The 2,231-nt window shown below is 60.7% G+C and carries 2 protein-coding genes; both read right to left on the bottom strand.

All coding sequences use genetic code 11. The features are described 5' to 3' along the window. A partial coding sequence (locus tag AB4Z11_RS29965; protein WP_442029567.1) for a DNA-3-methyladenine glycosylase family protein occupies positions 1 to 459 on the bottom strand: 459 nt, incomplete at its 3' end. 65 nt (positions 460 to 524) lie between these two features. Then, complete coding sequence (gene cysS, locus AB4Z11_RS29960) at positions 525 to 1,922, bottom strand: cysteine--tRNA ligase (protein ID WP_442029565.1); 1,398 nt, start codon at positions 1,920 to 1,922, stop codon at positions 525 to 527. Positions 1,923 to 2,231: the final 309 nt, after the last annotated feature.

Here is a 2,231-nt window from a genome sequence, read left to right as displayed (position 1 = left end):
GAAGTAATTCTGGCTGATGCCGTCGATCAAACGGGGATCATCCAGCGGCAGCACATTGGGACGGAGCAGATTAAATATCAAAAACATCTCTGCTGTCCAGCGCGTAATGCCGCGGATTTGAACCAGTTCCGCAATGACCGCTTCATCGTCCATCTGGCCCCATTCGGCGGCATGCACCTTCTTCGTCTTGAAGTGGTCAGCCAGGTCCAGGATGTATTCGGTCTTGCGTTTAGACAGGCCGCAAGCGGCCAGTTGTACCGCGCCAGCCTTTTGCACGGCGGCGGGAGAAAACTTGGGGCAGGCATCCAGCAGCTTGGCCCAGGCCACATTGGCGGCCTTGGGCGTGACTTGCTGGTTGACGATGGAACGCGCCAGGGTGGTAAACGGATCGTCGTGGCCGACCAGGTGCAGGTCGCCGAACTGGGGAATCAGGCGGTTCATGATGCGGTCCCGCTTCATGAGCTCTGCCTTGGCTTCCTCCCAATACGGCGGCACCGGGGCCGCTTTCTCCCTGGCCTGGACCATTATGCGCGGCGCCAGTTCGTGGTGCCGTCAGGCTTGTCTTCGAGGACGATGCCGGCTGCCAGCAGGTCAGCGCGGATCTTGTCCGACTTGGCGAAGTCGCGCGCCTTCTTGGCCGCGGCACGCTCGGCGATGGCGACGCCGAGCGCTGCTTCGTCCATGCCCTCGCCTGCCGCACCGGCCGGTGTGGCCTTGCGGAACTCGTCCGGGCTGCGCTCCAGCAGGCCAATCACGGCCGCCAGGCCTTGCAGCTGGCGCACGGCCGCAGGCGACTTGGTCTTGTTGACTTCCGACGCCAGGTCGAACAGCACGGACACGGCCACCGGCGTGTTGAAGTCATCGTTCATCGCTTCGGCGAAGCGCTTGGCGTTGTCTTCGTTCCAGTCCAGCGGCTGGCCATCGCCTTCCACGCCATCCAGCGCGGTGTAGAGACGGGTCAGTGCACCGCGCGCGTCGTCCAGGTGGGCGTCCGAATAGTTCAGCGGGCTGCGGTAGTGGGCGCGCAGGATGAAGAAGCGCACCACTTCGGCATCGTACTTTTCCAGCACTTCGCGGATGGTGAAGAAATTGCCCAGCGATTTGGACATCTTCTCGTTATCGACGCGCACGAAGCCGTTGTGCACCCAGTAGTTCACCATATCGTGGCCGAAGGCGCCTTCCGACTGGGCGATCTCGTTCTCATGGTGCGGGAACTGCAGGTCGGCGCCGCCGCCGTGGATGTCGAACTGTTCGCCCAGCAGCGCGCAGGACATCGCGGAGCACTCGATGTGCCAGCCCGGACGGCCCTTGCCCCATTTGGAGTCCCACTTCACTTCTTCCGGTTCGGATTCCTTGGCGGACTTCCACAGCACGAAATCGAGCGGATCGCGCTTGCCGGTGTTGACGTCCACGCGCTCGCCGGCGCGCAGGTCGTCCAGCGACTTGCCGGACAGCTTGCCGTAGCCCGCGAAATTGCGCACGGCGTAGTTCACGTCGCCATCGTCGCCCTGATAAGCCAGGTCTTTGTCTTCCAGCTTCTGGATGATGTCCAGCATCTGCGGCACGTACTGCGTCGCGCGCGGCACATTGGTCGGCTCCAGAATACCCAGCGCCTCACAGTCCTCATTCATGTACTGGATGAAGCGGCCGGTCAGCTGGCCGATGGTTTCGCCGTTTTCCACGGCGCGCTTGATGATCTTGTCGTCGATGTCCGTGAYGTTGCGGACATACTGGACGGCATAACCCGATGTCTTCAGCCAGCGGTAGATCACGTCAAACGCCATCAGCATGCGGCCGTGGCCGACGTGGCAGTAGTCATAGACGGTCATGCCGCACACGTACATGCGGACTTTGCCCTCTTCGATCGGTTTGAACGTCTGCTTCTCGCGCGCCAGCGTGTTGTAAATCTTTAAATTACTCATCGGGTCCTGGTAAAACGGGCTGGCCTCGCCATAGCAGAACGACAAGAGGGCGCAGACACGAGAAGTGCCGCGCCAGTCGTCTGTGCAGTGGAATCCGACCGCCCTTTGTTATAGTTCTTCTTTGTTAGAATGGAACGTCAGCGGAAGTATAGCATTGATAAAAACGCCCGAGCGAGATTGCGGCGGATCAATGATCCGCCCTACGCCACAATGTAGGGCGGGTCATTGACCCGCCGTCACCGCATCATAAAAGGAAAAAGACATATGCAGAAGTTGAAGAGCCTGGCCTTCGCGGCCATGCTGCTGACC

The sequence above is a fragment of the Pseudoduganella sp. RAF53_2 genome (assembly GCF_052113985.1).
GTDB lineage: Bacteria > Pseudomonadota > Gammaproteobacteria > Burkholderiales > Burkholderiaceae_D > Rugamonas.
This window is presented reverse-complemented; position numbering and strand designations above follow the sequence as displayed.